We start from the raw sequence: 25,147 nt of genomic DNA on the forward strand, positions 1-25,147 counted from the left end.
AACACCGTGCAGCCAAGGCTACCTGTCGCGGGGTGGAGCAGCCCGGTAGCTCGTCAGGCTCATAACCTGAAGGTCGCTGGTTCAAATCCAGCCCCCGCAACCATACACAACACACACACAATAGCCCTAGGCTGCAAGGTACCGGGGCCTTTACGCGTACGGCCATACGGTGACGCCGACACTTGCGCCGGGGTGGTCCACCACAGCGCCGCGGTGCGGCAGCGCTCGCGCCAACCGCATCACCAGGCTCGACACCATCTCGGCTACCCCTCGGTCTTCGCACGAGACCTCTCTCGAGAGCTAGCGTAACACCCCTGACAAGGCCAACAGCGGCAGTTCTGCCCATGCTCAAGGCATGGACCGCTCGTTCAAGCATGGGGCCTTTTCGTCACACGCGGAGCTAGATGGGCGCGGAGTGATGCGTGCCGTATTCTGCCGCTAATCAAACGTCATATGACAGTCGCGGACACTTTATTTGAGAGATGTAATACAAACGCAGTAGGCATCAGATCACTTCAGTCAGTGCCTCCCTCAGCAAAGGGATATTTTCGCAGTTGAAAAGTCTGAGTTGTAACTCGCGATTAGCGGATACGATCGGCCGCGAGAAGCTCGATCCTCACCTGCCTACGCGTTAAGATTGCGGCCTGGGTAGCGCAAATCCATCGCTGCTTTCAGCCAGTCATGTTACTCAAACACTTGGTCGGAGCGAGCCATTAACTCGATCGACGCTTCTTCACGGCTTAGACGCCCAACCCGCCACATTACCAGCCACCGAGACAGGCCAGGGCAACAAACAAAAACCCCGGCGCAGCGGCCGGGGTTCGATAAGCGATGAGATAGCCGCTCTTGGTATGGGTCTCGGGCCTCACTGACAGGCGAGGCACTCGTCATAGTCGGTCGTCTCGCCGAACTCGTATTTCGGCTTCTCGATCGTGTTGTCGTTCTCGACCCCGCCCGCGAAGCCCGCGCGCTGCACCGACTTGGAGCGCAGATAATAGAGCGACTTGATGCCCAGCTCCCACGCGCGGAAGTGGAGCATCAGCAGGTCCCACTTCTCGACATCGGCTGGGATGAACAGGTTCAGCGACTGCGCCTGATCGATATAGGGCGTGCGGTCACCCGCCAGCTCGAGCAGCCAGCGCTGGTCGATCTCGAAGCTGGTCTTGTAGCAGTCCTTCTCGTCCTGATCGAGGAAGTCGAGGTGCTGCACCGATCCGCCGTGCTCGAGGATCGAGCTCCAGATCGCCTCCGAATCCTTCGACTTCTCCGCCAGCAGCTTCTTCAGATACGGGTTCTTGACCGAGAAGCTGCCCGACAGCGTCTTGTGCGTGTAGATGTTCGCCGGGATCGGCTCGATGCACGCGCTGGTGCCACCGCAGATGATCGAGATCGACGCGGTCGGCGCGATCGCCATCTTGCAGCTGAACCGTTCCATCACGCCGACGTCGGCCGCGTCGGGGCAGGGGCCACGCTCGACCGCCAACTGCATCGACGCTTGGCTGACCTGGGTGTGGATGTGGCGGAAGATCCTGAGGTTCCACGACTTCGCCATCGCGCCTTCGAACGGCAGCCCGCGCGCCTGGAGGAAGGAGTGGAAGCCCATGACGCCCAGCCCCACCGAACGCTCGCGCGCGGCGGAATAGGCAGCGCGCTCCATCCCCGGCTCGTGGCGGTCGATATAATCTTGCAGCACGTTGTCGAGGAAACGCATCACGTCCTCGATGAAGGTCTTGTCGTCCTTCCACTCGTCCCACGTCTCGAGGTTGAGCGACGACAGGCAGCAGACCGCGGTGCGATCGTTGCCCAGGTGGTCGCGCCCCGTCGGCAGCGTGATCTCGCTGCATAGGTTCGAGGTCGACACCTTCAGGCCCAATTCGCGGTGATGCTTGGGCATGTTCGAATTCACGTGGTCGGCGAAGACGATATACGGCTCGCCCGTCGCGAGGCGGGTTTCGACCAGCTTCTGGAACAGCGCCCGCGCGTCGACCTTGCCGCGCACCGCGCCGTCCTTGGGGCTCTTCAGCTCCCACTCCGCGCCGTCGCGTACAGCTTCCATGAAGGCGTCGGGGATCAGCACGCCGTGGTGAAGATTGAGCGCCTTGCGGTTGAAGTCGCCCGAGGGTTTACGGATTTCCAGGAACTCCTCGATCTCGGGATGGCTGACGTCGAGGTAGCAGGCGGCAGAACCGCGCCGCAGCGAGCCTTGCGAGATCGCGAGCGTCAGCGAGTCCATCACGCGGACGAACGGGATGATGCCGCTGGTTTTGCCGTTGAGGCCGACCGGCTCACCGATGCCGCGGACGTTGCCCCAATAGGTGCCGATGCCGCCGCCGCGCGATGCGAGCCAGACGTTCTCGTTCCACGTGTCGACGATGCCGTTCAGGCTGTCGGGCACCGAGTTCAGGTAGCAGGAGATCGGCAGACCGCGCCCGGTGCCGCCGTTCGACAGCACCGGCGTCGCGGGCATGAACCACAGCCGCGAGATGTAATCGTAGATGCGCTGCGCGTGCGCCTCGTCGTCGGCATAGGCCGAGGCGACGCGGACGAACAGATCCTGATAGCTCTCACCCGGCAGCAGATAGCGGTCGTTGAGCGTTTCCTTGCCGAAGTCGGTCAGGAGCGCGTCACGCGACGCGTCGCTCTTTACCTTGAAATCGCGCGATGCCGCTTTCTTCGTCGGCGCCCGTTCGGACGCCGCCGACATGCCGGGGGCGCCCCGCTCAGCCTTGGGCTCGGGCGCCGCATTCGCATCGGGCGTCGGCGTCACGACGCGCTCCATCAGATCCATCATCGACTCGCTGCCGGCGTCCCCGAAGTTCATGCTGCGGCTCCTTTGTTCTTGTTGCGTTCTAACGGGGATTACTCCCCGACGTAAAGGCCCAGACGTCTGCCGCAGGTGTCCGGCCGCGCGAAACCGGCACTGGATCATGCCGGAGTGGTCGTCGGCGCCGCTCTTGATAGAGCGACTTGTCACACCAGTGGTTGCGTTGAGCGCTGAAACTTACCCCTACAGATTGTGCCAAACCGATGCGGCGGGCAAGTAGGTAATGCGTGGACGTGGCGGTGGTTCATCGTGCATCGGCGCGGCATCAGGCCATCGGTGTGACGCGACGCGTGGATTTCTGCGGGGTTCGCCAAGTACAAGCAGAAACACGCCTGCGAAAAAACTTTTCGGTGGATCGTTTGACCGCTCGCGCAGCCGCTGCATGCGCCCGGGGCGGCTGGATCGTCACGACGATCGCCGCCCGACGGACGCTCCAGCAGGCGTGCGCGATCAGGCCGCGCGGCGCTGGGTCGACTGGATTAACTGGTCGACGTCGATCGGATAGGCGAATTGCAGCCCTGCGCGCCCGTCGTCGATCCAGCGGATCGTCGCGGTCGTCATCTGCCCTTCGAACAATTCGATCTTCATCTCGAACCCGACCGCCTCGGGCGGCAGGTCGACGCCTTCGATCAGCACGCCGCCGGTCGAGACGTCGCGGATGCGCACCTCGGCCGTCTCACCCGCCATCATCGCGCGCGCCGCGCGCAGCACCTTGTGCCGCTGCGCCCGGCTGGTCTTGAAGCCGACTGCGATTGCCTTGCCCTCGGGCTGGGCGAGCTGCTCGTGCACCGCCGCCGCCGCCGCGGGTTTGCCGTAGACATAGCCCTGGATGTGGCTGCATCCGAGCTCGCGGATCAGCGCGATTTCGTCCTGCTGCTCGACGCCCTCCGCGGTCGTCTCCATCCCCAGCGTGTCGGCGAGCGTCACGATCGCCTTGATGATCGCGGCGTTGCGGTTGCTCTCGTTGATCGCGCCGCGCACGAAGCTCTGGTCGATCTTGATCTTGTCGAACGGCGCCTTCTTCAGATAACCGAGCGACGAATAGCCAGTGCCGAAATCATCGAGCGCGAGGCGCACGCCGATCCGCTTCAACGCCGCGAACATCCGCTCGGACGAGGCGTCCTCGTTCAGGAATACGCCCTCGGTGATCTCGAGCTCGAGCCGGCGCGGCGGCAGGCCCGAGGTCGCGAGCGCGCTGGTGACGAGGCTGGGGAGCGCAGGATTGGCGAACTGGATCGGCGACACGTTGACCGCGACGCGGACATGCGCGGGCCAGGTCGCCGCCTCGGCACAGGCGGTGCGCATCACCCACTCGCCGATCGCCTCGATCATCCCGCATTCCTCCGCGACCGGGATGAACTCGGCGGGGCTGACCAGCCCGCGTGTCGGGTGGCTCCAGCGCAGCAACGCCTCGTAGCCGACGATCCGCTCGTCGGTGGTCGACACCACGGCCTGATAGGCGAGGTGGAGCTGGTTCTGCTTCAACGCCTGGCGCAAATCGTCCTCGAGCTGGCGGCGATATTGCGCGCCCTCAAGCAGTTCGTCGCGATAGAAGCGATGCACGCCGCGCCCGTCGCCCTTCGCCGCGTAGAGTGCTAGGTCCGCATTGCGCACCAGTGCCTCGGGATTGTCGCCATGCTCGGGCGCGATCGCGATGCCGATCGAGCAGCCGATCGAGATCGTCGCGCCGTCGATGTAATACGGCCGCGACAGCGCGGTGATGATCGCGTCGGCGAGCGTCGCCAGCCGGTCGCGATTGCCTTCGCGCGGCACGATGACCTTGAATTCGTCGCCGCCCAGCCGCCCGACCATGCCGGCATCGCCGACGGTCTTCTGCAATCGCCCCGCGACCTGTTTGAGCAATTCGTCGCCGACCTGATGGCCGAGCGTGTCGTTGACCGCCTTGAACCGGTCGAGGTCGAGCAGGAACAGCGTGTTCGCCCCCTGCGTCTGCTGCTGCGGCGACAGCATCTGTTCGAGCGACAGCCGCATCCGCTGGCGGTTGGCGAGCCCGGTCAGGCTGTCGAACAACGCCAGCCGCGTGATCTCCGCCTCCGCGCGGCGCTTCTCGGTCAGGTCGGAGCCCGAACCGATGAAGCCCTGGAAACGCCCGAACTGGTCGAGCAGCGGCCGGCCCGAGATCGACCACCAGCGCTCGGGCGCTTCCTCGGGCGCGGGGCGGACCGAATAGTCGGAAAAGGACGTCCGGCTCGACAGGTGGAACGTCAGCGTCCGCTCGGTCTCGGCGAGTGCGGTGTCGACGCGGAACACGCGCGTCAGCGCCTCGCCCTTGGCCTTGATGCCGAAGCTCGCGACCTCGCGCGCGACCTTGTCGCTAAGATAGGTCAGCCGCCCGCCGCGATCGGTCTGCCAGAACCAGCCCGACCCGTGCGTCTCGAATTCGGAAACCAGCCGGCTGGCGAGCAGTTCGGCGCCCTCGGCTTCCTCTTCTTGCGCCAGGGCGGCGAAATGCTCGCGGCTGTTGCCGATCACGCCGTAGGCGAGCAGCGCCGTCAGGATCAGCGCGAAACCGCTCGCCCACGATGCTCCCTGCTGGACGATCGTCGCGCCGGCCAGCGCGAGCGCGAAGGCGATCGTCGCGGCGGCGACGGGCTGGATGACGACGGCGACGATAATTAGCGTGCCGAACACCGCGACGACGGCGGCGATATGCAGGCCGCGATCGACGAGCCCGCCGGCGACGCCGACGAGCGCGAACAGCGACAGCGCGCCCATCGCGATGACCGCGGCGAGCAGCAGCGTCCGCTGATGCGGGGCGAGCTGCTGCGCCACCACGAAGCGCAGCAGCACGAACACTGCCGGCGCCGCGACCAACGCGGGCAGCGCGACGAGCGCGAGCGTCGCCGCCGCACCGCCCACGCCCGCGACCAGCGCCGCGACGATCAGCAGCAACGGCGCGGCGAACATCGCGATCCCCGCGACCGACCACAGGTCCGCGACACGCGCGAGCGCCGCATCGCGGTCGTCGCCGACGCGTTCCTCGTCGCTTCCCGTCAACCCAAGGCTCGCCAGCAACGATGGTCGCGGCTCGTCCGCGGCGTTCAGCGTGGTTTCGGCGATTTCGGTGTCTGACGGACGCGGCTTACCCATAAAGGGTGACATAGCGCGGGCGGCTTTGTCGAAGCTTTAGCGCGCATGCTTAATGCGCCGCTAACCGGTCCCGCGACGTGCTGCGCTCGAGGGGGCGCATGGTTGCGAGCAGGGCTGCCGCGTCCTACAGGGTTCCGCCATGACGACCGTGATCCGCGAAGCCGATCTGATCGAGAGCGTGGCCGACGCACTCCAGTTCATCAGTTACTATCACCCGATGGATTACATCCGCGCGCTGGGCGAGGCGTATGAGGCGGAGGCGAGCCCGGCGGCGAAGGATGCGATCGCGCAGATCCTGACCAACAGCCGGATGTGCGCGGAGGGGCATCGCCCGATCTGCCAGGATACCGGCATCGTCAACGTATTCGTCAAGTGGGGCATGGACTGTCGGTTGGACGACACGTCGCGCTCGCTGCAGGAGGTCGTCGACGAGGGTGTGCGCCGCGCCTACCTCCACCCCGAAAACAAGCTGCGCGCTTCCGTGCTTGCCGACCCGGCGTTCACGCGCCGCAACACGCGCGACAACACGCCGTGCGTGCTCCACGTCGACATGGTGCCGGGCAACACCGTCTCGGTCGACGTCGCGGCGAAGGGCGGCGGGTCAGAGAACAAGTCGAAGTTCAAGATGATGAACCCGTCCGACTCGATCGTCGACTGGGTGATCGAGATGCTGCCCCAAATGGGCGCGGGCTGGTGCCCGCCCGGCATGCTTGGCATCGGCATCGGCGGCACCGCGGAACATTGCGTGCTGCTCGCGAAGCAGGCGCTGATGGAGCCGATCGACATGGGGCCGCTGAAGGCGCGCGGTCCGCGCAACGACATCGAGGCGCTTCGCATCGAGATCTTCGACCGCGTCAACGCGCTCGGCATCGGGGCGCAGGGGCTGGGCGGGCTGTCCACGATCCTCGACGTCAAGATCAAGGACGCGCCGTGCCATGCCGCGGGCAAGCCGGTGGCGATGATCCCGAATTGCGCGGCGACGCGCCACGCGCATTTCACGCTAGACGGCAGTGGCCCCGCCTATCTCGAGGCGCCCAAGCTCGACGAATGGCCGGACGTCGACTGGAAGCCCGACCAGGCAGCGATCCGCGTCGATCTCGACACGCTGACGCCCGAGGTCGTGGCGCAGTGGAAGCACGGCGACCGCCTGCTCTTGAACGGCAAGATGCTGACCGGGCGCGACGCCGCGCACAAGCGGATCGCGGACATGCTGGCACGCGGTGAGGAACTGCCGGTCAGCTTCCGGGGACGCGTGATCTATTACGTCGGTCCGGTCGATCCGGTCGGCGAAGAAGTCGTCGGGCCGGCGGGTCCGACCACCGCGACGCGGATGGACAAGTTCACGCGCATGATGCTCGACCAGGGGCTGCTCGCGATGGTCGGCAAGGCCGAGCGCGGGCCGGCGGCGACCGAGGCGATCCGCGAGGCGAAGTCGGCGTATCTGATGGCGGTCGGCGGTGCGGCCTATCTCGTCGCGCGCGCGATCAAGGGATCGAAGGTCGTCGGGTTCGAGGATCTGGGGATGGAGGCGATCTACGAGTTCGAGGTCAGCGACTTCCCGGTCACGGTCGCGGTCGACGCCGAGGGTCAGAACGTCCACCAGCTCGCGCCGCTCGTCTGGCGCGAGAAAATCGCGCGCAAGGGGTTGCTCCAGCCGGCATGACCGGGTGTGTGGCGTTGCAGTTGCTCCCGCCGCACCCGCTACCCCGCGCGGATTGACGCCCGGACCGGCGCAATGGGTGACGGTCGCGCGGTCCACCCCATCATGCGAGCGAACCCATGACCCTGTCCGACCTGTTGCTGCCGACCTACACCCAGATGCTTGGCACGATGTCGGCGTGGCTCGACAAGGCGGAGGCGGAGGCGGCGCGCGGCGACGCGGCCGCGACGCTGCTGGCGGCGCGGCTCGCACCCGACATGTTCCCGCTCTCGACTCAGATCGGCTTCGCCTGTCGCCAGGCGCAGGAGGCGGTGTTCCGCCTACAGGGGCGTGACTTTCCGCCCGAGCTGCAGGCGCTGCTCGATGAGGCGCGCAGCGGGGGTGAACGGCCCGGGACGTTCGACGACGCGCGGCGGCGGATCACCGATACGCTGGCGGTGGTCGAGGCGGCGGCGGCCGAGGGGTTCGTGCTCGACGGCGATGCGCCGCTCGCCCACGCCTTGCCCAACGGCATGGTGCTCGACGTCACCGCGACGATCTACGCCCGCGACTGGGCGCTGCCGCAGTTCTATTTCCACGTCGTCACCGCCTACGCGATCCTGCGCGCGCAGGGCATCGAACTGGGCAAGGCCGATTATTGCGCGCACCTGCTGCCGTATCTGCGGATGCCGCAGGGCGCCTGAGCGACGTGCGGCGATGGGCGCGCTTGCGGGGCCTCTGTCCTACAACGATCATTCACGATACGCCGGCCGCGTCTTTGATAACGCTATAATCCGCCCACGCGCCTGCGCGCGCGCACACGTTAGGTGCGACTTTTGTGACCTTCCGCGGTGCGTGGCACGGATGTCCCGCGCCCATCCACCAGCCCGGAAATGAGAAGAGGCTGCCGGGCCGTCTTTCGACGTACCCGACAGCCCCTAGACATGGTCAGCGGCCGGAGAGCTCCAGCCCGGGAGACCATGAACGCTTCAACAAACCTGCGTCGGGCCGTTGATTGGGGAGCAATATCCCCCGACCCGCCGACAAATCTTAGAAGCGAGTCCCCCGAACGAACTGAACCGAACCCACTGCTGAACCATGAGACATCGGATCACCTCCTTTCGCTGGTTAAAGACACGTGCGACCTGCGTTGATCGCATGACCAATGTGTCGTCACCGGCGGTGATATACAAGACTTGTATTCACGCTTCGTCTGATCGAGCATCCGCCGCCGCAGCGAGGGGGATAGCGAGGCGTCAGCCGCGGCAATCCTCGATCACGCGGCCGATCTCCGCGTAGGGCGGCAGCACCAGCGCGCTCGATCCCGCCTGTTCGATCACGAAGCGGCCGCGGCTGAACGCGATCGCGTCAAGCAGAGGATCGCCGGGCGCGAATGCGGTCGCGACATAGGGCGGGGTGCCGCCGGTCGGTTGCACCGGCACGCTGCGCGTCGTCGAGGTCGTGCGGATCGTGAACGGCGCGGTCGCGCTGCCGGGACGCGACAGGAATATCCGCCGCTCGCCCTCGTCGCAGCGCAGCACCGCCAGCGCACCTTGGCCCGCGGTGCCGAACAGCGCGCGACTGCCGCGCGCGTCGCGCTGATAGGTCCAGGTGCCGGGCGTCCGGGGCCAATCCTGCCAGTCGACGGGGGCGGGGGCGGGCAATGACACCGTCGGCGTCGGGCGCGGAACGTCGACCGGTGTCGGTGCCCGCGGCGGCGCGACGCAGCCCGCGGCGCACAGCAGCGCAGTCGTGGGCAGGACGCGGAGCAGCGAGCGGGTGGAGAAGCGCGAAACCGTCATCCGCCCCGCTATGCCGGATGCGGATCGGCGGCTCAACCGCGACTGGAACCCGCTGCCGCGGCGGACGGTTGTTCCGGCGCAATCGCTCTGGCGCAACTACAGGGAAGCCACATGTCCGACACCGACGCCGCATCTTCACCAACCGGCGAGCCCACCCAGCTTCTGGTCCGCTCGACCCTTTCCGATTCGATGCGGGTCGACAGTCGCGACGGCGATCATCTGGGCAGCGTCCACGCCTTCATGGTGCACAAGGGTTCGGGACGCGTGACCCACGCGGTGCTCAGCCTCGGCGGGTTCCTGGGAATGGGGAAGAGCTTCTACCCGATGCCGTTCCAGCTCCTCTCGCTCGACGCGGTGCGCGACCTGTACGTCGTCACGATCGATCGCCGCATGCTGGAGGGCGGGCCGAGCTGGGCGAACAATCCGCCGGTCTTCAACCAATCCTACGCCGACAGCGTGGCGCGTTACTACGAAGTGCCCGCTGAGAACCTCGCCAACGGTTGAACGAAGAAGGACCTGTCACGATGAGCATTTTCGGCAAGATCAAGGACGCGATCTTCGGCCACAACGGCCCGCTCGGCGGCCAGTTCGGCGGCAAGAAGGATGCGGCGCCCGCACCGGCTCCGGCGCCAACGGGCGCCGCCCCGCATCCCCAGCAGCAGCCGCAGGCCGCCCCGGCACAGGCGCCGGCCACTCCTGCCCCGGCGCCCGCGCAGCACGTCGATGTCGAGCAGGTGCTGACTAATATCGCGTCGCAGAAGGGCAATCCGAACCTCAACTGGCGCACGTCGATCGTCGATCTGATGAAGCTGCTCGATCTCGATTCGAGCCTTGATAACCGCAAGGAGCTCGCAACCGAGTTGGGCTACAGTGGCGCGAAGGACGGCTCGGCCGAGATGAATATCTGGCTCCACAAGGCGGTGATGCGCGAGCTGGAAAAGAACGGCGGTACCGTGCCCGCCAGCATGAAGGACTGAGCCGATGTCGGACAAGGAAAACGACGTCCAGAAAGCGGTCGAGGAACTGGTCGAGGACCCCGATTCGCCCGGCAAGGGCAATGACCGTCCGCCGCAGACGATCGACGCGGAGCCGGCACGGCCGGACAAGGACGCGCGCTGAGGCAGGTTCGCGATCAGCCAACATGATGGGGCGGTGCCGAGCGAGGCGCCGCCCTTTTCTTTTTCGGCCTTCGTCCAGCGAGCGGCGGTTCGACTTCGATGAACCATCGGCGGCGAGCCGCAGGTGCGTCCTCGACCGGGCGCTAGCGCCGGTCGCCCTCGACCGACCAGATATGGTTCTCCAATATCCATGCCGGGACCGGGCGACCGTCGGCGTCGCGGGAGGGATCGTAGCGGAAGCGCTGCTGGATCAGCCGGCACGTCGCGTCGTCGAGCGAGCGGTAGCCGCTCGACCGTGTCACCCGGCACTCACCGACGCGGCCGTTGGTCTGCACCAGGAAGCGGACCGATACCGTGCCCTCGAACCCTGTCTCCGCCAGATCGCGGATATCGGACGGGAAATCGCCGTCGGTGATCCGCCCGCGGCGCTGGACCGGCGGTGTCTCGTCGCCACCATCGCCGTCGCCGTCACCCCAGCCGCCGGATCCCGTGCCGTCGCCGACCCCGCCAGCGCCGGTGCCGGGCCCGACGCGCGGCGCGGCGCCCTGCGTCGCCTGATTGCCCTCGAACGCCTTGGTCGCGACGACGATCGGCGGCGGGGGCAGGGGGATGACGACGACCGGCTTGGGCGCGACCACCTGCGTCGCCTTGGAGCGGATGTTGGGTGGTGCCGCACGACCCTCGGCGCGCTTGCTCACTTTCGGACGCGGTACCGTCTTCGCCGGTGGCGGGGGAGGCGGCGGCGCGAGGTCGAACAGCCGCAACCCTTCATCGACGCGCTGGCGGATCGCGGCGCCGGCGAGCCCGGTCAGCAGCGCCCAGCCGAGCGCGCCCGTCACGGCCAGCGCGGCGGCGGCGGCTCCGAAGCGTTCCTGGCGAGGCTGTGCGTACATGCGCAACGATGTAGGCACGCGTGGCTGAACCGCGAGTGGCTGAACGGCGGCGGGCGTGCCGGAAGGTCACAAAGGTCGCACCCATTGCGCGCGCGGGCGCGCCCGGATGATGAGGTGTCAAAGAGCGGACGCCGGTGTGTCACCTGTTCTGCATGTAGGACAGGGGCATCACCGGCGGAATCTCGATGCCCAATCGTTTGTGAGCTTATAACCCCCGACCTAATCCGAGGGCCCGCATGCTTCCGACCGCTGACGGCAACGGTAGCGGGATCTTGGCTCGAGGCCGGGATGACGAGGTGACCGGGGCGGAGAAGGGGCGACGGCTCGCGACGCACGTCGTGCTAGCGCGGCACAACCCCGCCTCCTCCCGTCCACGTTGCGCCGTCAGTCACGTGGTCGGACGGCAGAACGGCGGGGGAGCCGCACCCCCCGTCACCGGCGCTTGTTCATCCGCATCTGCTGCTGCTTGCCGAAGCGGGTCTTGCGCGTGCCGGGCTTGCCCTCGTTCGAGCGGCCCATGATCGGGGCCTTCTGCTGTTCGACCGGGAGCCCCAGTTCCTCCTGCTCCAACTGGCGGATCTCGTCGCGCAGGCGCCCGGCTTCCTCGAATTCGAGGTCGGACGCGGCCTTGCGCATCTTTTTCTCCAGCTCCTCGATATAGGCGCGCAGATTGTGGCCGACCATGTGCGGCCGGTCCTCGTCAATCTCGACGGTGACCTGGTCGCCCTGGCTGACGTGCGCGATGATGTCGCCGATGTTGCGGCGGATCGTCGTCGGCGTGATGCCGTGTTCGAGATTGTACGCCTGCTGCTTCTCGCGGCGGCGCTGCGTCTCGTTCATCGCGCGCTCCATCGAGCCCGTGATGCGGTCGGCGTAGAGAATCACGCGCCCGTCGACGTTGCGCGCCGCGCGCCCGATCGTCTGAATGAGCGAGGTCTCGGAGCGCAGGAAGCCTTCCTTGTCCGCGTCTAGGATCGCGACCAATCCACATTCGGGGATGTCCAGCCCCTCGCGCAGCAGGTTGATGCCGATCAGCACGTCGTACACGCCCAGCCGCAAATCGCGGATCAGCTCGATACGCTCCAGCGTCTCGACGTCGGAGTGCATGTAGCGGACCTTGATCCCCGCTTCGTGCATATATTCGGTCAGGTCCTCCGCCATCCGCTTGGTCAGCGTGGTGACCAGCGTGCGATAACCAAGCTCGGCGGTCTTCTTCGCCTCGACGATCAGGTCCTGCACCTGCTCCTCGACCGGCTTGATCTCGATCGGCGGGTCGATGAGGCCGGTCGGGCGGATCACCTGTTCGGCGAAGACGCCCGCCGCCTGTTCCATCTCCCACGTGCCCGGAGTCGCGGAGACGCAAACGGTCTGTGGGCGCATCGCGTCCCATTCGTTGAAGCGTAAGGGGCGGTTGTCGATCGCGCTCGGCAGGCGGAACCCGTATTCGGCGAGCGTGATCTTGCGGCGGTGATCGCCGCGCGACATGCCGTTGATCTGGCCGATCGTCTGATGGCTCTCGTCGACGAACAGCAGCGCGTTCTCGGGCAGATATTCGAACAGCGTCGGCGGCGGCTCGCCCGGCAGGCGGCCGGTCAGGAAGCGGCTGTAATTCTCGATCCCGTTGCACGACCCCGTGGCGGCGATCATCTCGAGGTCGAAATTGGTGCGCTGCTCCAGCCGCTGCCGCTCGAGCAGCTTGCCCTCGATCTCCAGCTCCTTCAGTCGCTCGGTCAATTCGTGGCGGATCGCGTCGGCGGCCTGCTTCATCGTCGGACCGGGCGTGACATAGTGCGAATTGGCGTAGATGCGGATCGAGTTGAGCGAGGCCGACTTCTTGCCGGTCAGCGGATCGAACTCGACGATTTCCTCGATCTCGTCGCCGAAGAACGAGACGCGCCACGCGCTGTCCTCGTAGTGCGAAGGGAAGATCTCGAGATTGTCGCCCTTGACGCGGAAGTTGCCGCGCTGGAACGCAGCGTCGTTGCGCTTGTACTGCAGTGCGACGAGCTTGCGGATGATCTCGCGCTGATCGACGCTCTGACCTTTTTTGAGGTCGAAGATCATCGCCGAATAGGTCTCGACCGAGCCGATGCCGTAGAGGCACGACACCGAGGCGACGATCAGCACGTCGTCGCGCTCCAGAAGCGAGCGGGTGGCCGAGTGGCGCATCCGGTCGATCGCCTCGTTCACCGAGCTTTCCTTCTCGATGTAGGTGTCCGACCGCGGCACGTACGCCTCGGGCTGATAATAATCGTAGTAGCTGACGAAATACTCGACCGCGTTGTCAGGAAAGAACGACTTGAACTCGCCGTAGAGCTGGGCTGCGAGGATCTTGTTGGGCGCGAGGATTAGCGCCGGGCGCTGCATCTGCTCGATCACCTTGGCCATCGTGAAGGTCTTGCCCGAGCCGGTGACACCCAGCAGCACCTGATCCTTCTCGCCCGCGCGCGCGGTCTCGACCAGGTCGCGGATCGCGGTCGGCTGGTCGCCCGAGGGCTGGTAATCGCTGACGAGCTTGAACGGCTTCCCGCCCTCGACCTTGGGCGGGCGTTGCGGGCGGTGGGGGACGAAATCGTCGCCCGTTTCGGGTTCGGCCAGGCTGGTACGGATCTGGATCGACATATCGCGCAATATGGGCGCTGGGGTGGGTCACTTGAAGGAGCTTGGGTCGCGAGAAGCGCGGCTTGGTTGACCGAGACGCGCATGACCCATATTGCGCGGCGCTCGCCATCAGACCGACAGACAGATGCCGTGCCGTTCGGGCGCGGTTCGAGGAAGATCAGGCATGACCGACGTCCGCGCACCCATCAGCATCCCCGAGAGCAAGGCCTTCGCCAGCGTCAAGGTGAACTGGGTCCGCCACTGGAACGAGCATCTCTTCAGCTTCGCGGTCGAACGGCCGTCGAGCTTCCGTTTCCGCTCGGGCGAATTCGTGATGATCGGGCTGCCGGGCGAGGAGGGTGCGGACGGCGCCGCGGGCAAGCCGATCATGCGCGCTTATTCGGTCGCGAGCCAGCATTACGCAGAGGAATTGGAGTTCCTGTCGATCAAGGTCGAGAACGGCCCGCTGACCGGGCGGCTGCAGCAGATCGTGCCGGGCGACGAAATCTATTTGGGACGCAAGCCCACCGGCACGCTCGTCACCGACGCGCTGCTGCCGGGCAAGCGGCTGTTCATGCTCTCGACGGGCACCGGGCTCGCGCCGTTCCTCAGCCTCGCGCGCGATCCCGATGTGTACACGATGTTCGACCAGGTGATCGTGGTCCATTCGGTGCGCCGCGTCAGTGATCTGGCCTATCACGACGAACTCGCCGCGCGGTTGGCGGACGATCCGCTGGTGGCGGACGAGGCGGCGCAGCAGTTCCACTACATCCCGACCGTCACGCGCGAACCGTTCCACACCACCGGCCGCATCGACGCGCTGATGGAGAACGGCCGCATGTTCGGCGACCCGATTACCGGCGACAAATGCTTCAACCCGGAAACCGACCGGATCATGATGTGCGGATCGATGGACATGATCCGCGACACCGCGAAGACCTTGGAGACGCTGGGCTTCGTCGAGGGTTCGAACGCTGCGCCCGGTACCTACGTGATCGAGCGCGCGTTCGTCGGCTGACCGGGCCGGCGCGGCGTCAGAACAGGTCGAGCGCCGCGACCTCGTCCTTCGACAGGTCGATGCCGAACATCATCGACAGGCGCATGCGATAGACGCGCGGGTCGGTGACCTCGCCCGCGCTGTCGGTGCTGGCGGCGCGGCGGCGATAGTCGCGGTCGGTCAGCGTCGCGAACCCGTGCGGCAGGATGATCGACACCACCGTCACGTTGGTGAAGCGGCTGGCGGGCGCGGTCGACGCCCAAAGATTGCCCATCGCGAGGTCGCTGTCGTGTACGTCGCCGAGCGTGAAGCTGTATTGCCGCTGCCAGCCTGTCCCGGCACCGCGCCCGTCGGTGGTGGCCGTGTCGCCGTCGCGTGACAGCAGCCAGCCGTGCGCGTCGTCGCGGGTGAGCGTGAAGCGCGCGCCATCGGGCGCCTCCGCCGTCTCGCCCTCCGCCAGCCGCATCACGGGCGCATAGCTGCCGCCGAAGCCCGGATCGGCGATCCATTGTTCGTCGCCGATCGTCACCAGCGACAGCGTGTGGGTCAGCGGCGGCACGTCGCTCGCGCCCAGCCACACGCGCGCGAGCAGCGGGCGCGCGACGAAGCCGGCCGCCGCCAGCGCGTCGAGGAACAGGCGGTTGTGCTCGAAGCAGTAACCGCCGCGCCGTGCGCCCACGAGCTTGGCAAAGACCGAAGCCGAGTCGATGGGGATGCCGCGCCCCAGCCGCACGTCGAGATTCTCGAACGGGATCGCGAGCCGGTGCGCGCGCTGCATCCGCGCGAGCCCCTCGACATCGTTGGTCGGGCGTGCGGGCATGTCGATGCGGGCGAGATAGGCGTCGAGGTCGAACATGCGCGTCCACGTGCCGGATCGCTCGCGCGGGGGCAAGCGTGCGCGATCCCTCTCGCCATTCGCCCGCGCGCGGTTATGGTTGCGGCAAAAGAGGGGAAATTGATGCGCCTGTTCCACCTGCTGGCGGCCGCCGGCACGCTCGCCGCGACGCTTGCGTCGACATCTGCGTTCGCCGAGCCCGATTACGCCGCCGCGGTCCGCGCCGACTACAAGCGCGACCTGGGCGCGATGTGGGACGATTTTCACCGCAACCCCGAACTGTCGTTCCGCGAAACGCGCACCGCGGCGAAGATGGCGGCGGCACTGCGCGCGGTGCCCGGCATGGTCGTGACCGAGAAGGTCGGGCAGACCGGGGTCGTGGGCGTGCTGAAGAACGGTGCGGGCCCGGTCGTGCTGCTGCGTGCCGACATGGACGGGTTGCCGGTCGAGGAAAAATCGGGGCTCGCCAATGCCAGCCACGTCCGCCAAGTCGGGGTCGACGGGGTCGAGGCGCCCGTCATGCACGCGTGCGGCCATGATACGCACATCACCGCGATGGTCGCGACCGCGCGGCGCCTCGCCGCGTTGAAGGACCGCTGGTCGGGGACGGTGGTGTTCGTCGTCCAGCCCGCCGAGGAACGCGTCGGCGGCGCGAAGGCGATGCTCGCCGACGGGCTCTACACGCGCTTCCCCAAGCCCGACTACGCGCTCGCCTTCCACGTCGCCGCCGGGATGGAGGCAGGCACCGTGTCGGCGTCCGAGGGCATCCAATATTCGTCGTCCGACTCGGTCAACATCGCCGTGCCCGGCATCGGCGCGCACGGCGCGAGCCCGAACGAGGGCAAGGACCCCGTCTACATGGCGTCGCAGATCGTCATCGCGCTGCAAGGGCTGATCAGCCGCGAGCGCCAGCCGCTCGATCCCGGCGTCATCACCGTCGGCTCGTTCCACGCTGGATTGAAGCACAACATCATCTCCGACATGGCAAAACTGCAGGTGACGGTGCGCGCGAACAACGAGGCCGAGCGTGCCAAATTGCTCGAGGGGATCAGACGCGTCGCCTACGGCGTCGGCGTGATGAACGGGATGCCCAAGGACAAGATGCCGGTGGTAACCGTCAGCGAAGGAACGCCGACGACGATCAACGATGCCGCGCTCGCGCATCGGCTGAACGGGGTGATGGTACAGACGCTGGGGGCGAAGAACGTGCCCGCCTTCACGCAGGAAGGCATGGGGGCGGAGGATTTCGCCTATTACGTCCAGCCCGACGCCCGCGTGAAAGGCTATTATTTCGCGGTCGGCGGGTCGACCCGCGCCGAGATCGACGCGGCGGCGCGCGGCGGCCCCAAGATCGGGTCGCACCATTCGCCCGAATTCCGCATCGCCCCCGAGCCTGCGATCACCACCAGCGCGATCGCGATGACCGCGGCGGTGCTCGACCTGATGAAACCGGGCTCGGCGGCCGTGGGAACCGGCTCGTGAGCGCGCGCATCCTGCTCATCGCCGCCGTGCTGCCGCTGGCGGCGTGCAGCGGCGACATCGATCTGACCAACGCCTCGATCGAGGAGGTGGCGAGCGCGACCGCCAGCCTCGAGAAGCCCGCGGCGGGGCAGTGGAAGACCGACACGCGACTGGTCAGTTTCGATGCGGGCGCGGACAAGACGCCGATGGCGGCGGCGATGCGCGATCAGGTCGGCGACACCAGCATCACCGAGGCGTGCCTGACCGAGGAGGAGGCTGCCAAGCCGTTGTTCGGCGATCTGTCGACCGCGGCGGGCGCGAACTGCCGCTTTCGCCGCTTCACGCTCAAGGGCGAGCAACTCGACGCCGAAATGGTATGCCGCAACGCGGGGGGCGAGACGCTGACCGTCAGCCAGAAGGGGCATTATTCGCCGAACGCGGTCGATCTGACCGCGACCGTGCGTCGCGGCGGCGTTGCGGCGCAGGCGGGTGGCATGGTGACGCGCATCACCGCGAAGCGGACGGGGGATTGCGCCGAGGAATAGCGCTGGCGCGGCGAGGTTGCGGTTGGGCGTCCCCCGGAAAGCGGATCGGGACGCTGCTACCGCGGCCCCGTCGACGTGATGCGATGGCCCCGCGACGATCGCATCACGGCAGAACGCGGCTCGTCGCGGGCGGCGCGTCGTCGAGCGGGATCGCCACCCGCCCGCTCTTGTCGGGTTTGCCGCGGAACATGCGACCGACACCGCCGACAACGTCGCGCGCGAGCTGCCCGCCGCTGGTCGACTCACCGGGGTCCTCGCAGCAACTGTTCGGCGCGACGAGTTTCTGGATGCCGCGGATCAGCGCGACGCCGCCGCCGATCACGTCGACCCCCGTCGTACACCCGCGTTGCACCGCCGCGCAGGGCGCTCCTTCCGCGTTCAGCGCGCCGCGCCCGGTCAGATAGCCGTTGATCGGCACCGGCTTGTCCGACACCGCCTCGGCAGGTAGCGGCAGGGCCTGCGACGGCAGCGCGTTGGCGCAGACGACGACGTCGTCGCCCGGATGCCGCACGCAGCGCTCGTCCGTTACGGGCACCAGGATCGAGATCCGCTCCGGTACGTCGGCGGGTGGCGTCGCGAGCGGCGCGGCGGTGGCCGCCTGGACGGCAAGGGCGATCAGCAGCATCGGGACGAGAGCGTGCGCCGCGCGTCTGCTCGCGTCAACACTCCGCTAACGCTGGGCGCTTATCGTTGCGCGCGTGAACTTCTCGCGCCTTTTTCGTAGCCGCTGGGCCGCACTCTGGTGGGCGGGGAGCGTTTTATGGTTCGCGTATGGCATCGCTGGTGCCGCGCCGGACACTAGTGCCCCCGCTGCGGTGGCGACGAATGCCGGCGACTTGACCGACGTAACGGGTGCGCCTGTAAATGCCGCCGATGTCGCGGGGCTGCTCAACGCGTTCGATCACTGATCGGTGGGTGGAGAGGGACGGGTCATGTCCCCGCCCTGACGCGGCGTGTTGCCTCCTCGGTCGAGGGATTTCCGCCCGCCGGCGCGTCAGACGCGGCGAAGCCGCGCCTTGTGCGCCGGCTTCGTCGCGCTGGCCGGTCGACGGCGCCACGTGCGTGGCGCATCTCGTGCGGAGCTTTTGCTCCGCACATCGATCGGGCGTCGATTTACGGCCTCAGCGCTTTGTCGTGGCCGTCGTCCAGATCGCCGTCCTCGGCGAGCGTGCCGTCGTCGAAATCGTCCTGCGCCTCGTCCTCGGCGATGTCGGCCTCGTCCTCGTCGGCGTCGTCGTCCTGCTCGCCGACCTCGGCGTCGGTCATCTGCAGATCGTCGGCGCTTTCCATGTCCTCGTCATCCTCCTCGACGCCGAGGTCGGGATCGATGTCGGTCATGATCGTGCCGTCGCTCGGCCCGTCGCGCGTCGCCTCCAGGATTTCGGCGCGCTGCGATTCGTCGTATCCGTCCTCGTCGTAACCGTCGTCGCCCGATCCGTGGCTGGTAACCTGATGACCGCCCATGTTCGCCTCCTCAATCATTCCACCGCGCGAACGGCGCAGCCGCGCGCGCGGTTCCGCCCTTGACCGCGGACCGGCATCGCGCATAGTGTATTGCTTCAATAACACGGAGGTGGATATGCGCTGTTCGACCATCCTGCTCGCGGGCGTACTCGCGCTGTCGCTCGCCGCGTGCGACCGCGGCGGGGAGGGGACGCAGATCGCGATCACCGCCAACGGCAGCGGCGGCGCGATGGGGAAGGACGGCGACGTCAAGATCGACACGCCCGCGTTCAAGGGCGCGTTCAAGCTGCCGCAGATCAACCTGACCGCCGAGAATTTCGACATCAACGGCGTCCATCTCTATCCCGACAGCAAGATCGCGTCGGTCAATGTCGACGGAACGGGCAAGGACAAGGTGACCGTCCGCTTCACCAGCCCGGCCGACCCCGCAATCGTCCGCGGCTGGTTCGCCGATCAGTTCGCGAAGGCGGGCACGTCGGTGAAGGTCGACGGCAACGCGCTGACCGGCAAGGACGACGACGAGACGTTCACGATCGACCTGTCGCCCCAAGGCGGGCAGAGCGCGGGCGTGGTCCGGATCGGTTGACGCCGGGGTGGCGATCGACGGCGTGAGGGCCTATGTCGGCGGCAACGATCAACCGGACGATTGACCCCATGCTCGACACGCCCTCCGCCCAGGTTCCGACGCTCAGCCTCGCCGATCAGGCGCGCGATCCGCAAGGGTTCGCCGCCGCGCTCGGCGGGTCGTTCGAACGGTTCGGCTTCGCGATCGTGGCCGACCACGGCGTGCCGCAGGACCTGATCGACCGCGCCTGGGACGAGACGCAGCAATTGTTCGCGCTGCCCGAGGAGGAGAAGCGCGGCTATTTCGTCGAGGGTGCGGGCGGCGCGCGCGGTTACACGCCGTTCAAGACCGAGATCGCGAAGGATGCCAAGCACGTCGACCTTAAGGAATTCTGGCACGTCGGGCGCGAACTGCCCGAGGGGCACCGCTTCGCGGGCGAGATGGCGCCCAACATCTGGCCGACGCGCCCCGAGGGGTTCCGCGACACGTTCGTCGAACTGTTCAGTGCGTTCGACACCGCGGGCGACAAGCTGCTGTCCGCGATCGCGCTCCACCTCGGGCTCGATGCAAATTGGTTCGACCCCGCGGTGCGCGACGGCAATTCGGTGCTGCGCCTGCTCCACTATCCGCCGATCCCGGTCGATGCAGAGGGCGTGCGGGCGGGCGCGCACGAGGACATCAACCTCATCACGCTGCTGCTGGGCGCCGAGGAAGCCGGGCTCGAACTGCTCGACCGTCAGTCGGGGCGCTGGCTCGCGATCAAGCCGCCCGAGGGGGCGATGGTGGTCAACGTCGGCGACATGCTGCAGCGGTTGACCAACCACGTCCTGCCGTCGACCACGCACCGCGTCATCAACCCGCCGCCCGAGCGCCGCGGCCATTCGCGCTACTCGATGCCGTTCTTCCTCCACCCCGCGCCCGATTTTCTGATCCAGACGCTGCCGCAGACGATCACCGCGGAGAACCCGAACCGCTATCCCGAGCCGATCACCGCGCAGGATTACCTGATGCAGCGGCTGGTCGAGATCGGGCTGATCAAGAAATGACGCGCCGCGGCGGGATCACGAGCGGCGACCTGCGCGTCGAGCGTGACGGCGACGTCGACGGCATCGTCGGCGGCACCGTGACGGTTGCTGCCGGGTGCCGTGCCGAGGTGAGCGGGATCGTCAGCGGCGATCTGATCGTCGAGGACGGCGCGGTGGTCGAGATGAGCGGCATCCTGTCGGGGCGCATCATCAATCGCGGCGGCGCGGTCCGCGTGACGGGGATTGTCTCGAACTAGCCCCGCGTCCCCTCCCGGTGGGGAGGGGCTTTCTCGTCAGGCGATCCGTTCGGGCACCTCGTCCGCATCAGCGCGGATCGCGCTGTCGGGGGCCATCGCTTCCCACGGAAACACGAACCAGTCCTTCGTCACCGCGCGGTCGATCGTGCGCGCGCGATAATCGACCGTCTGTGCCGAACCCGTATTGTCGATCAGCGTCGCGAAACGCACGCTGCCCGGCACCGCACCCGCGCGCGCGAGCATGTCGCGCAGGTGACCGATGGTGCGACCACTGTCGTTGATGTCGTCGATGAACAGCAACTGCTCGCCCGCGCGGGTGCGTTCGGCGAGGCGTGCGATCGCGTCGGCGGCGAGATCCTCGGCCTGCGAGCTGTAATCGACCGCGAGCATCGGCAGTCCGCTCGCGTGGCTGAGATAGACCGCGGGGATCAGCCCGCCGCGCCCGATCCCAATCAGATGCGCCGGGCGCCACGTTTCGGCGGCGAGCGCGTCGGCGAGCGTGCGGACCTGCGTGACCAGATCGGCGTGCGTGATCGCAGTGAAGATCGTCATCGCCGCATCAACCCGCCGAGCACGTTGCGCACGACGTTGGCGAGCAGGCCGCCCCCGCCCGAACCGCGACGCGACGACCCGAATACCGCCTTGCTGATTTCATTTCCGACCTGCCTTCCGACCGATGACGACGCGGATCGCATCGCCGATGTCGCCATCTTGTTCCACGGCGAGTTCGCCGCCTCGCGTGCCGCGGCGCGTTGCGCGCGTTCGTCGGCGGCGCGCGCGCGTGCGGCGTCACGCTCGGCACGCGCCTGATCCTTCGCCTGCAGCGCGGCGTCGCGTGCCGCATCGTCCTCCGCACGCGCGGCGGCGACCCCGGCGGCGGCGGCCTGCGTCTTCGCCGACAGGATTTCTTCCGCCGACTCGCGGTCGATCGGCTCGTCGTATTTGTCGCCGATCGCGTCGGTCTCGATCAGCACGCGACGCTCCTCTGGAGTCAGCGGGCCGAGCCGGCTGCCGGGCGGCTTGATCAGCGTGCGCGTGACTGGCGCGGGGGCGCCGTCGGGCTGTAGGAGCGAGACGAGTGCCTCACCGACCTTCAGCTCGGTGATCGCGGCGGCGACGTCGACGCCGGGGCTGGTGCGGAACGTCTGCGCGGCGGCGTTGACCGCTTTCTGGTCGCGCGGGGTGAAGGCGTTCAGCTTGTGCTGGACGCGGTTGTTGAGCTGCCCCGCAACCGTCTCGGGCACGTCGATCGGGTTCTGCGTGATGAAATACACGCCGACCCCCTTCGACCGGATCAGCCGCACTACCTGCTCGATCTTGTCGAGCAAGGCCTTGGGGGTGTCGTCGAACAACAGGTGCGCTTCGTCGAAGAAGAAGCACAATCTGGGTTTGTCGGGGTCGCCGATCTCGGGCAGCGTCTCGAACAATTCGGACAACAGCCAGAGCAGGAAGGTCGAGTAGAGCTTGGGGCTCTGCATCAGTCTGTCGGCGGCGAGCACGTTGACGACGCCGCGGCCCTCGTGATCGAGCGCGATCAGATCGCGCATCTCGAGCGCGGGCTCGCCGAAGAAATGCTCGGCGCCCTGGGTGCGCAGTTGCAGCAGCGCGCGCTGGATCGCGCCGATCGACTGCTTCGACACGTTGCCGTACTGCGTCGTCAATTCGGCCGCGCGCTCGGCACAGTGCGCCAGCATCGCCTGGAGGTCGTCGATGTCGAGGAGCAGTAGCCCCTCCTTGTCGGCGACGTGGAAGGCAATCGTCAGCACGCCCTCCTGCACCTCGTTCAGATCCATCAACCGCGCGAGCAGGACGGGGCCCAGCTCCGACACGGTGGCGCGGATCGGGTGGCCCTGTTCGCCGAACAGATCCCAGAATTGCACCGGCACCGCGGCGTAGCGCCAGTCGGCGTCGCCGATCTCGGCCGCGCGCGCTTTCAGCGTCTCGTGCATCTTCGCGGTCGGCGATCCGGGCATCGCGAGCCCGGCGAGGTCACCCTTCACGTCGGCGACGAAGCACGGCACGCCCGCGTAGGAGAAGCCCTCGATGATGCCTTGCAGCGTCACCGTCTTGCCGGTGCCGGTCGCACCCGCGATCAGGCCATGGCGGTTGGCGCGGCGCAGGTCGAGCCGCTGCGGATGCGCGCCGCCGGCGTCGGCGCCGATGAAGATGCCGGAGGCGGACGTGGGGGAGGTCTCGGTCATGCGCGTTCCGGGTGCGTCCGAAGAGGGGTGAAGCGTCATAGTGCGATCCGCGCGCGGGCCCAAGCGCGATGGCGGGCAAAAGCGACGATCATCCGCGGCGGTTCGCGTGTCACGGTTGCGCCCGGACCGGTGACGGGGGCAGGGAAGCGGGCACCTGCCGGCGATGGAGCGGCGCGAAAACGAACGGGGCCGCCGCGGATCGCTCCGCAGCGGCCCCGATCGTATCGAGGCGTCGGCTTACTTGATCTTCACCGGGATGAAGACGCCGCTGGTGCGCTGGCGGGTAATCTGCAGCAGCACCTGCGGGCGACCGGCGGCCTTGGCGGCGGCGACCGTCCGCGCGACATCGGCGGCGGTGCGGACCGGGGTCGAATTGACCGCGGAGATCACGTCGCCGCGCTTCAGCTTCTGCGCCGCGTCCGACGAGGGATCGGTCGCCGCGACCACGACGCCCTGAACGGTCGAGTCGACGCCGATCGAGCGCGCGATCTGCGGCGTCAGCGGCTGGACGGTCACGCCGAGCGAGCTCGACGCGGGCGCGGTCGCGCTGTCGCTGCCGGGGATGCCGTCGTCGTCGTCGTCACCGCCCGCACCCTGGAGCGCGGCGAGCTGATCGTCGGCCGGGCGCACCGCGACGGTCGCGTTGACCGTCGTCGGGCGGCCATCGCGGATCACGTCGAGCCGGGTCGAGGTACCCGGCGCGGTGTTGGCGACGAGGTAGGACAGGGTCTTGTCGGGGGTGACGGGCGTGCCGCCGACCGCGGTCACGACGTCGCCCGCGCGCAAGCCCGCCTTCGCGCCCGGGCCGCCCGGTTCGACCCGGCCGATGATCTCACCCTGGTTCTTCTGCAGGCCGAGTGCGGCGGCGATGTCGTCGGTCACCGGCTGGATGCTGACGCCCAGATAGCCGCGCTTGATCGACTGGCCCTTCATCAGCGTGTCGATGATCGGCTTTGCCTCCGACGCGGGGATCGCGAAGCCGATGCCGATGTTACCGCCCGACTGCGAGTAGATCTGGCTGTTGATGCCGATGACGTTGCCGTTCATGTCGAACATCGGGCCGCCCGAATTGCCCTGGTTGATCGCGGCATCGGTCTGGATGAAGCTGTCGAACGGACCAGTCTGCCCGGTCGAGCGGTGCACCGCCGAGATGATGCCCGCGGTCACCGTGCCGCCGAGCCCGAACGGCTGTCCGATCGCGACGACCCAGTCGCCGACGCGCGAGTTCGACGAATTGCCGAAGCGGACGAACGGCAGCGCGGTCGGCGCGCTGATCTTGAGCAGCGCGAGGTCCGAGGTCGGGTCGCGCCCGATCAGCTTGGCGGTATATTCCTTGCGGTCCTGCAAGGTCACCTTGATCGACTCAACGGTCGCGCCGCGGCCCGCGGGGGCGATGACGTGGTTGTTGGTGACGACGTAGCCGTCGGCCGAGATCAGGAAGCCCGAGCCGAGCGACTGACCCTCGCGCGTGACCGGTGCACCGCCCTGGCCGCCGCCCATCTGGCCGAACAGGTCGCCGAACGGCGTGCCCGCGAACGGGTTCGCCTGCTGCTGCACCGTCACCTTCTGCGTGGTCGAGATGTTGACCACCGCGGGCTGCAGCCGCGCGACCATGTCGGCGAAGCTCGCCGGCGCACCCGCGCGCGGTGCCTGCGCGCTGATCGTGCCGGGCTCGTTCTGCGCGGTCTGCGCGGTTGCGGGGTTCTGCAAGGTCAGCGACGCCGCCGTCCCGCCAAGGAGGAGCGCGCCGGTGAGGGCGTAGGCGTAACGCACTTTGTTCATGTCCTCTCGATCACCCATCTACAAAAA

The 25,147-nt window shown here is 67.4% G+C and carries 22 protein-coding genes and 1 tRNA gene; 12 read left to right on the plus strand and 11 right to left on the minus strand.

Annotated elements, in window-relative coordinates; genetic code table 11:
* The first annotated feature begins 26 nt into the window (after window positions 1–26).
* Window positions 27–103: transfer RNA gene (locus KZ810_RS00005), tRNA-Met, on the plus strand.
* Between the two features lie 762 nt (window positions 104–865).
* Here the strand turns inward: KZ810_RS00005 and KZ810_RS00010 are convergent.
* Both KZ810_RS00010 and KZ810_RS00015 read right to left on the minus strand, forming a co-directional pair.
* A complete protein-coding gene (locus KZ810_RS00010; protein WP_219766974.1) occupies window positions 866–2,821 on the minus strand; it encodes a ribonucleoside-diphosphate reductase subunit alpha in 1,956 nt (651 codons plus the stop codon).
* A 453-nt stretch (window positions 2,822–3,274) separates the two neighbouring features.
* Window positions 3,275–5,935: an EAL domain-containing protein gene (locus KZ810_RS00015; protein ID WP_219766975.1), complete on the minus strand. Its 2,661-nt coding sequence runs from the start codon at window positions 5,933–5,935 to the stop codon at window positions 3,275–3,277.
* Window positions 5,936–6,074: 139 nt separating this feature from the next.
* On the opposite strand from KZ810_RS00015, the gene KZ810_RS00020 reads away from it, so the two are divergent.
* A complete protein-coding gene (locus KZ810_RS00020) occupies window positions 6,075–7,598 on the plus strand; it encodes a fumarate hydratase (protein WP_219766976.1) in 1,524 nt (507 codons plus the stop codon).
* Between the two features lie 116 nt (window positions 7,599–7,714).
* A complete protein-coding gene (locus tag KZ810_RS00025) occupies window positions 7,715–8,278 on the plus strand; it encodes a DUF1993 family protein (RefSeq protein ID WP_219766977.1) in 564 nt (187 codons plus the stop codon).
* Between the two features lie 552 nt (window positions 8,279–8,830).
* Here the strand turns inward: KZ810_RS00025 and KZ810_RS00030 are convergent.
* A complete protein-coding gene (locus KZ810_RS00030; RefSeq protein WP_219766978.1) occupies window positions 8,831–9,376 on the minus strand; it encodes a hypothetical protein in 546 nt (181 codons plus the stop codon).
* Between the two features lie 111 nt (window positions 9,377–9,487).
* Here KZ810_RS00030 and KZ810_RS00035 point away from each other — a divergent pair, with 111 nt between their 5' ends.
* Genes KZ810_RS00035 through KZ810_RS00045 form a run of 3 tightly spaced genes read left to right on the plus strand, consistent with a single transcriptional unit; the run spans window position 9,488 to window position 10,495 of the window.
* A complete protein-coding gene (locus tag KZ810_RS00035; RefSeq protein ID WP_219766979.1) occupies window positions 9,488–9,880 on the plus strand; it encodes a PRC-barrel domain-containing protein in 393 nt (130 codons plus the stop codon).
* A gap of 20 nt (window positions 9,881–9,900) precedes the next feature.
* Window positions 9,901–10,353 carry a DUF3597 domain-containing protein gene (locus KZ810_RS00040; RefSeq protein WP_219766980.1) on the plus strand — a complete coding sequence of 151 codons (453 nt, stop codon included), beginning with the start codon at window positions 9,901–9,903 and terminating at the stop codon, window positions 10,351–10,353.
* 4 nt (window positions 10,354–10,357) lie between these two features.
* A complete protein-coding gene (locus tag KZ810_RS00045; protein WP_219766981.1) occupies window positions 10,358–10,495 on the plus strand; it encodes a hypothetical protein in 138 nt (45 codons plus the stop codon).
* A 142-nt stretch (window positions 10,496–10,637) separates the two neighbouring features.
* Here KZ810_RS00045 and KZ810_RS00050 read toward each other — a convergent pair whose 3' ends face one another.
* Window positions 10,638–11,387 (minus strand): energy transducer TonB, encoded by a 750-nt coding sequence (locus KZ810_RS00050; RefSeq protein ID WP_258044233.1) that lies wholly within the window; start codon window positions 11,385–11,387, stop codon window positions 10,638–10,640.
* A 432-nt stretch (window positions 11,388–11,819) separates the two neighbouring features.
* Window positions 11,820–14,009: an excinuclease ABC subunit UvrB gene (gene uvrB / locus KZ810_RS00055; protein WP_219766982.1), complete on the minus strand. Its 2,190-nt coding sequence runs from the start codon at window positions 14,007–14,009 to the stop codon at window positions 11,820–11,822.
* A gap of 163 nt (window positions 14,010–14,172) precedes the next feature.
* On the opposite strand from uvrB, the gene KZ810_RS00060 reads away from it, so the two are divergent.
* Complete coding sequence (locus KZ810_RS00060) at window positions 14,173–15,006, plus strand: ferredoxin--NADP reductase (RefSeq protein WP_219766983.1); 834 nt, start codon at window positions 14,173–14,175, stop codon at window positions 15,004–15,006.
* A 16-nt stretch (window positions 15,007–15,022) separates the two neighbouring features.
* On the opposite strand, the gene KZ810_RS00065 is transcribed toward KZ810_RS00060, so the two are convergent.
* Window positions 15,023–15,841 (minus strand): arylamine N-acetyltransferase family protein, encoded by an 819-nt coding sequence (locus KZ810_RS00065; RefSeq protein ID WP_219766984.1) that lies wholly within the window; start codon window positions 15,839–15,841, stop codon window positions 15,023–15,025.
* Window positions 15,842–15,943: 102 nt separating this feature from the next.
* On the opposite strand from KZ810_RS00065, the gene KZ810_RS00070 reads away from it, so the two are divergent.
* Both KZ810_RS00070 and KZ810_RS00075 read left to right on the plus strand, forming a co-directional pair.
* Window positions 15,944–17,302 carry an amidohydrolase gene (locus tag KZ810_RS00070; RefSeq protein WP_258044234.1) on the plus strand — a complete coding sequence of 453 codons (1,359 nt, stop codon included), beginning with the start codon at window positions 15,944–15,946 and terminating at the stop codon, window positions 17,300–17,302.
* A complete protein-coding gene (locus KZ810_RS00075; protein WP_219766986.1) occupies window positions 17,299–17,826 on the plus strand; it encodes a DUF3617 domain-containing protein in 528 nt (175 codons plus the stop codon). The genes KZ810_RS00070 and KZ810_RS00075 overlap by 4 nt, the downstream gene beginning before the upstream one ends.
* A gap of 103 nt (window positions 17,827–17,929) precedes the next feature.
* Here KZ810_RS00075 and KZ810_RS00080 read toward each other — a convergent pair whose 3' ends face one another.
* Both KZ810_RS00080 and KZ810_RS00085 read right to left on the minus strand, forming a co-directional pair.
* Entirely contained in the window at window positions 17,930–18,451 is a 522-nt protein-coding gene (locus KZ810_RS00080; protein WP_219766987.1) for a hypothetical protein, read from the minus strand.
* A 488-nt stretch (window positions 18,452–18,939) separates the two neighbouring features.
* Window positions 18,940–19,290, minus strand: coding sequence for a DNA primase (locus tag KZ810_RS00085; protein WP_219766988.1), 351 nt, complete (start codon window positions 19,288–19,290; stop codon window positions 18,940–18,942).
* A gap of 115 nt (window positions 19,291–19,405) precedes the next feature.
* On the opposite strand from KZ810_RS00085, the gene KZ810_RS00090 reads away from it, so the two are divergent.
* From KZ810_RS00090 to KZ810_RS00100, 3 genes are all read left to right on the plus strand, one after another.
* Window positions 19,406–19,876, plus strand: a complete 471-nt coding sequence (locus tag KZ810_RS00090) for a hypothetical protein (RefSeq protein WP_219766989.1) — start codon at window positions 19,406–19,408, stop codon at window positions 19,874–19,876.
* A gap of 68 nt (window positions 19,877–19,944) precedes the next feature.
* Window positions 19,945–20,901, plus strand: coding sequence for an isopenicillin N synthase family dioxygenase (locus KZ810_RS00095; RefSeq protein ID WP_219766990.1), 957 nt, complete (start codon window positions 19,945–19,947; stop codon window positions 20,899–20,901).
* Window positions 20,898–21,137 carry a hypothetical protein gene (locus tag KZ810_RS00100; protein WP_219766991.1) on the plus strand — a complete coding sequence of 80 codons (240 nt, stop codon included), beginning with the start codon at window positions 20,898–20,900 and terminating at the stop codon, window positions 21,135–21,137. Before KZ810_RS00095 ends, KZ810_RS00100 begins: the two co-directional genes overlap by 4 nt.
* A 36-nt stretch (window positions 21,138–21,173) precedes the next feature.
* Here the strand turns inward: KZ810_RS00100 and KZ810_RS00105 are convergent, their stop codons facing one another.
* The 3 genes from KZ810_RS00105 to KZ810_RS00115 all read right to left on the minus strand — a co-directional run bounded on the left by KZ810_RS00105 (window position 21,174) and on the right by KZ810_RS00115 (window position 25,111).
* Window positions 21,174–21,689: a phosphoribosyltransferase gene (locus KZ810_RS00105; protein WP_219766992.1), complete on the minus strand. Its 516-nt coding sequence runs from the start codon at window positions 21,687–21,689 to the stop codon at window positions 21,174–21,176.
* Window positions 21,686–23,338, minus strand: coding sequence for a helicase HerA-like domain-containing protein (locus tag KZ810_RS00110; protein WP_219766993.1), 1,653 nt, complete (start codon window positions 23,336–23,338; stop codon window positions 21,686–21,688). The genes KZ810_RS00105 and KZ810_RS00110 overlap by 4 nt, the downstream gene beginning before the upstream one ends.
* 237 nt (window positions 23,339–23,575) lie before the next feature.
* Window positions 23,576–25,111: a Do family serine endopeptidase gene (locus KZ810_RS00115; protein WP_219767668.1), complete on the minus strand. Its 1,536-nt coding sequence runs from the start codon at window positions 25,109–25,111 to the stop codon at window positions 23,576–23,578.
* Between the last annotated feature and the right edge of the window lie 36 nt (window positions 25,112–25,147).

It is taken from the genome of Sphingomonas citricola (assembly GCF_019429535.1).
GTDB classification, from domain to species: Bacteria; Pseudomonadota; Alphaproteobacteria; order Sphingomonadales; family Sphingomonadaceae; genus Sphingomonas; species Sphingomonas citricola.

Bases quoted from the DNA above. Each gene is read 5' to 3' on its own strand.
- KZ810_RS00010 (WP_219766974.1), bottom strand. From the start codon at position 2,821: ATGAACTTCGGGGACGCCGGCAGCGAGTCGATGATGGATCTGATGGAG.
- KZ810_RS00015 (WP_219766975.1), bottom strand. From the start codon at position 5,935: ATGGGTAAGCCGCGTCCGTCAGACACCGAAATCGCCGAAACCACGCTG.
- KZ810_RS00020 (WP_219766976.1), top strand. From the start codon at position 6,075: ATGACGACCGTGATCCGCGAAGCCGATCTGATCGAGAGCGTGGCCGAC.
- KZ810_RS00025 (WP_219766977.1), top strand. From the start codon at position 7,715: ATGACCCTGTCCGACCTGTTGCTGCCGACCTACACCCAGATGCTTGGC.
- KZ810_RS00030 (WP_219766978.1), bottom strand. From the start codon at position 9,376: ATGACGGTTTCGCGCTTCTCCACCCGCTCGCTGCTCCGCGTCCTGCCC.
- KZ810_RS00035 (WP_219766979.1), top strand. From the start codon at position 9,488: ATGTCCGACACCGACGCCGCATCTTCACCAACCGGCGAGCCCACCCAG.
- KZ810_RS00040 (WP_219766980.1), top strand. From the start codon at position 9,901: ATGAGCATTTTCGGCAAGATCAAGGACGCGATCTTCGGCCACAACGGC.
- KZ810_RS00045 (WP_219766981.1), top strand. From the start codon at position 10,358: ATGTCGGACAAGGAAAACGACGTCCAGAAAGCGGTCGAGGAACTGGTC.
- KZ810_RS00050 (WP_258044233.1), bottom strand. From the start codon at position 11,387: ATGTACGCACAGCCTCGCCAGGAACGCTTCGGAGCCGCCGCCGCCGCG.
- uvrB (WP_219766982.1), bottom strand. From the start codon at position 14,009: ATGTCGATCCAGATCCGTACCAGCCTGGCCGAACCCGAAACGGGCGAC.
- KZ810_RS00060 (WP_219766983.1), top strand. From the start codon at position 14,173: ATGACCGACGTCCGCGCACCCATCAGCATCCCCGAGAGCAAGGCCTTC.
- KZ810_RS00065 (WP_219766984.1), bottom strand. From the start codon at position 15,841: ATGTTCGACCTCGACGCCTATCTCGCCCGCATCGACATGCCCGCACGC.
- KZ810_RS00070 (WP_258044234.1), top strand. From the start codon at position 15,944: ATGCGCCTGTTCCACCTGCTGGCGGCCGCCGGCACGCTCGCCGCGACG.
- KZ810_RS00080 (WP_219766987.1), bottom strand. From the start codon at position 18,451: ATGCTGCTGATCGCCCTTGCCGTCCAGGCGGCCACCGCCGCGCCGCTC.
- KZ810_RS00085 (WP_219766988.1), bottom strand. From the start codon at position 19,290: ATGGGCGGTCATCAGGTTACCAGCCACGGATCGGGCGACGACGGTTAC.
- KZ810_RS00090 (WP_219766989.1), top strand. From the start codon at position 19,406: ATGCGCTGTTCGACCATCCTGCTCGCGGGCGTACTCGCGCTGTCGCTC.
- KZ810_RS00095 (WP_219766990.1), top strand. From the start codon at position 19,945: ATGCTCGACACGCCCTCCGCCCAGGTTCCGACGCTCAGCCTCGCCGAT.
- KZ810_RS00100 (WP_219766991.1), top strand. From the start codon at position 20,898: ATGACGCGCCGCGGCGGGATCACGAGCGGCGACCTGCGCGTCGAGCGT.
- KZ810_RS00105 (WP_219766992.1), bottom strand. From the start codon at position 21,689: ATGACGATCTTCACTGCGATCACGCACGCCGATCTGGTCACGCAGGTC.
- KZ810_RS00110 (WP_219766993.1), bottom strand. From the start codon at position 23,338: ATGACCGAGACCTCCCCCACGTCCGCCTCCGGCATCTTCATCGGCGCC.